The following is a 4,096-nucleotide window of genomic DNA, read 5'->3' as shown; positions in this document are numbered from 1 at the left end:
CAGCAAAACTGCCTAGCTATTTCTCGGTCGGGACACTAGGTTAGGGCGCGCCACTCGGCGCCCCCGCGGATGGCGCCAAGGGATGGCGATGTCCGTCTGGTTCTGGGTGTCCGGCGGCATCGGCGCGTTCGGGAGGGACGCCTCCACCCACGCCCTCTGCACAGCGGCTCAGGCCAGTATCGCCAGCGGATTGGAGCAGCCCGCTTCATACGGGTCTGGTGACCTCACCAGCAGAACCCGCCGCCTCGGCCGGCGTGGCTCCTGCCAGAAGTCGGTACACAGAAAAAAAGAGGAAACGATCTCACGGTCGATCTCGGCCATGAAGGGCGATGGCTGGACCAGCCTCCGGCCTGGGGCGGAATGCATCGCCACGGAGCCCACGCCATAGCGGATCAAGCGCCGGAGGCCGCCTTCCCGCCGGCTGAGCAGCGTTGCGTTGATGTGGTCGGCAAAGCCGGCCAGGTCGTCGCCATCGAAGACGATGCCCGGGACGTGGCGATAGATCACCTGTTGCACCAGGCGGCGGCGCAACGCGGGCATGGAGAGCACGGCAGCGCCGCCGGCCGCGCCCAGGGCCGCCGCTGCGCCGCCGCCGGCGAGCAGCATGCGCCGGCTCAGCATGAGCCGCTGCCGGCCAGCCGCCGGGCCGCATGCAGGGAAAGCGCGGCCAGGGTCAGCGTCGGATTGGCGGGACTCACCGTCGGAAAGGCCGAGGCGCCGGCCACGACGAGATTGCGGACGCGATGGCTGACCAGCCCGGCGTCGACGACGCTGTCTGCCGGATCCGTCCCCATCCGGACGGTGCATTGCACGTGGCCTTCCGTTGCCCTGGCTTTCCCCGGCGGGTGGATGCGCTCGACCGGCAGGCCGGCCAGCAGCTCGGCCGCCAGGTCCGGCACCCGCCTGAGGGTCGCCTGGGCATACTCCGAATAGCCATGGAACACCGCGAGCGGCCGCTCCGGCCTGGACGGATCGATCGTCACGCGGTTTCCCTCCTGCGGCAGGTCCTCGATGATGAATTTGAGGCTCAGCGTCTCCCGCCAGCGATCGGGGTCCAGCCGGAAATAGGGCGCGTTCCAGCTCTCGACCAGGCAGGCTCCGCGGGTGCGGCGGTGGTCGCCGTCGTAGAACATGTAGCCATGGCCGGTGATCGAGGTGCTACCCTGAAAATTCTCGACGCCCTCGAGGTCGACCTCCACGAAGGTCGAGAGCTGTTCGGCCAAGCCACGGCCGAGCGCCTGGTCGGTCATGCCGGACCGCAGCAGCAGGTAGGGGTTGAAGATCGCATTGGCGCCCAGCAGGACCAGATCCGCCGCCACCTGGTGCTCCCGTCCCTGGTACCGGTAGCGCAGCCCACGGGCCGTCCCTGCGGCGATGTCGATCTCGAGGGCCTCGGCATCGCTGAGCAGGACCACGCGAGGATCCCGGTAGAGCTCGGCGAAGCCATTCTCGATGGTGAATTTCGCATCCACCGGACAGAGGTGGCACATGGAATTGGCGCAGCAGGGCGAGCGGTCGCCGGTGGCGACACGGGCCCGCGCCGTCGGCTGGTTGAAGAACAGGGCGGGATACTTGGCCTTCAGCAGGCGGTCCGGGTCGGAGAAGTTGTGCGGTGGCTGCGGCAGCGGCCGCGAGCGGGGATAGGGCGCAGCCTCGGCGCTGCCGGAGACCTGCATGATCTCCTCGGCCTCACGGTAGTAATCCTCGAGCGCATCATAGCCGACCGGCCAGTCCCGTCCGACCCCGTAGGCGGACCGCAGCCGGAGGTCGTTGGGCATCATGCGGGGGGTGCAGCCCCACCAGCAGTTCGAGGACCCGCCGAATCCCATCGAGAAGATCCACTCCTTGCCCGGGTCACCGGCTCGGCCGAGTATCGCCTCCCCGGGCGGCCCTGGCGCGAGGCGGCGCTTGATGCGGTCCGCGTGGCGGATCAGCGGACCCCGCTCGAGCACGAGAACCTTCGCGCCCGGCGGGGCGGCACGAAGATAGCCATGCAGGAAGAAGGAGGTGGCGAAGCCCGACCCGATCGCGACGATATGGTAGCTGTCCATCCGCGCCTGCTTTCACCCGGGACGTGTTGCCAGGGCCTCGCCACGGGCTGGGGCGGAGCCACGCAGGATGCGGATCGCGCCGGTCGTCAGCCACAGCAGCAGGGCGACGTCGATGACATGCAGGGCGACCGTATAGCGGACGGTACCGGCTTCGCTGGCGGCGGACAGCAGCAGGCTGGCATGCAGGACGATGGCCATGGCCCAGGCCAGCACCACCGCCGGCGAGGCGCGCCGGCGCAGGACGCGCCCCGTGGCCATGAGGATCACCGCCAATCCGCCGACGACACCGACCAGCGAGCTCAGCAGCATGGTGCCGTACCAGTGCGGCCGCAGCGGATAGCGGGTCAGGGCCCAGCAGCTCTCGTGCAGGCGGCAGGCGAGGAAGGCGAGCGGGTCGGGCGGATCCGCGCTGGCCCAGCCGGGCCAGAAGCTCGGGTAGAGCACGAGCGATGCCCAGTCCCGCAGCCAAAGGGTGAGGAACTCGCCGGGATGCCTGGCGATCAGGCGCCGCGCCACATCGAGGGCGAGCTGGTTCCGCCGCGTCCAGTCGCCGTCCCGCCAGGCCGGCCAGTGCGCCTCGGACTCCGCGAAGAAAGCCGGGTAGCGGACGTCGTGCAGGGCCTGCATCTGGGCGCGCAGGCGGGCGGCAAGGTCAGGCTGCGCGGCGATGAGGCGGCGGGACTCGGCGGCGACCGGCACGGCCGAGGCGGCGGCGGCCGGCAGGTCCGGCAGGTCTGCGGGCTCGATCAGCAGCAGCGCCTTGCCGACCAGCGCGATCCCGGCGAAGGAGCCGATTTCGAAGCGCCCGTGCTTCGCCCAGTTGCCGGCCATGGCAAGGGCGAGGACCAGCGCCGCCACGGCCAGGGCACGCCCGGCGCGGCCTGCCGCGGCACGGATGCTCCCGGCGGGATGCAGCAGGGCGACGAGCGGGGGAAGCAGCAGGAAGGCGGTGCCGGTCGTGCGGGTCGTCGCCGCCAGGGCGAAGCAGATCGAGGCGGCCGCAAGCCCGCCCTGGCCTCGGCGGGTGAAGCGGAGCAGGAAGCCGAAACCGGCGAGGACCGCGGCCAGGTACAGGCTTTCGCTCTGGAGGATTGCCGGCGTGTCGCGGATGCCGACATGCAGCAGCAGCAGGATGATCGCCATCACCGGGACGAGGCCGGAGCGCAGCAGGCGGCCGAGCTCGAGCACGAAGAACAGCAATGGCACCGCAATCAGGAGGAGCTGCACAAGCGGCAGGTGGTCGAGGTCGCCGGTCAGCCCGCGATATGTCCAGAGGAACCAGCCGTACAATGGCGGGCGATGTGGTGCGAGCGTGAGGTAGTCCGGCGTATCGCCCATGTCGGCTGCCGCCACCGGAAGCTGCGCTGCAGTCCGGGCGACAGCGAAGAGCCAGACGGCGAGGCAGGCGCCGAGAGCGCCCCAACGCAGTTCGTCATCGCGCCACCACCGCCTGGACAACCCCAACCCGCTCGTGTCCCTCATGGCCCGGTCCGTCCGGCATTCCTATGGCGGTGTCGCACCAAGACTGCTTTGCCATCCGGCGCTGCGGCGAAGCCCTGGCCACAGCACGCGGCTGATCACGTCTATTTGGACGGCATCCGAAATTCCCACGTCATTTACATCTTGAATTATTCCGCAGTGCAATAGCAAATTGCTGTCAGCGAAAGTCGGGATGACGTGCAATGCCATCAAGAGCATTTGATAGGCCGGCACTGCCTGTATCAAATATTCGAGATGCTGATCTGGATCAAACGACGTCGAACCACCCGTTCGCGTTCTTTTATCTATATTTTATGGGCATAGTTTTTGGTTTCTTTATATATTTAAGTGGATTTTTTGTTAAGTCACTATGGGGGATCACCATTCTTTTTTACCTGGGCCTCGCCATGCTTCCGGTGACGGAGGTGGTGCTGGCGCTGTTCCTGGCCCTCGGCCTGCACTGGGCGCACCGGCGACGACGCCTGCTATGGTTCGGCCGTGCCAATATCCTGGTCGTGGTCCTGATGAGAAGCTGTACGCGATTAAACGCTTTGCTCCGCCTGGGT

At 67.8% G+C, this 4,096-nt stretch carries 4 protein-coding genes; 1 reads left to right on the top strand and 3 read right to left on the bottom strand.

Annotated elements, in window-relative coordinates:
• Positions 1-168: 168 nt before the first annotated feature.
• The 3 genes from QWZ14_RS29530 to QWZ14_RS29520 are packed head-to-tail and all read right to left on the bottom strand — an operon-like array spanning position 169 to position 3,404.
• Positions 169-606 (bottom strand): hypothetical protein, encoded by a 438-nt coding sequence (locus QWZ14_RS29530; protein ID WP_290320648.1) that lies wholly within the window; start codon positions 604-606, stop codon positions 169-171.
• 8 nt (positions 607-614) lie between these two features.
• Complete coding sequence (locus tag QWZ14_RS29525) at positions 615-2,051, bottom strand: GMC oxidoreductase (protein WP_290320647.1); 1,437 nt, start codon at positions 2,049-2,051, stop codon at positions 615-617.
• A gap of 12 nt (positions 2,052-2,063) precedes the next feature.
• Positions 2,064-3,404 carry a hypothetical protein gene (locus QWZ14_RS29520; protein ID WP_290320646.1) on the bottom strand — a complete coding sequence of 447 codons (1,341 nt, stop codon included), beginning with the start codon at positions 3,402-3,404 and terminating at the stop codon, positions 2,064-2,066.
• 329 nt (positions 3,405-3,733) lie between these two features.
• Here QWZ14_RS29520 and QWZ14_RS29515 point away from each other — a divergent pair.
• Positions 3,734-4,096 (top strand): hypothetical protein (locus tag QWZ14_RS29515; RefSeq protein ID WP_290320645.1); only part of this gene is annotated, 363 nt, incomplete at its 3' end.

Origin of the sequence: Paeniroseomonas aquatica (genome assembly GCF_030409335.1) — a bacterium.
Classification (GTDB): Bacteria; Pseudomonadota; Alphaproteobacteria; order Acetobacterales; family Acetobacteraceae; genus Belnapia; species Belnapia aquatica.
The sequence above is the reverse complement of the archived record's forward strand: the minus strand, read 5'-3'. Positions and strand labels throughout refer to the sequence as shown.

Excerpts from the sequence above, each read along its gene's own strand:
- QWZ14_RS29530 (WP_290320648.1), bottom strand. The coding sequence starts at position 606 with ATGCTGCTCGCCGGCGGCGGCGCAGCGGCGGCCCTGGGCGCGGCCGGC.
- QWZ14_RS29525 (WP_290320647.1), bottom strand. The coding sequence starts at position 2,051 with ATGGACAGCTACCATATCGTCGCGATCGGGTCGGGCTTCGCCACCTCC.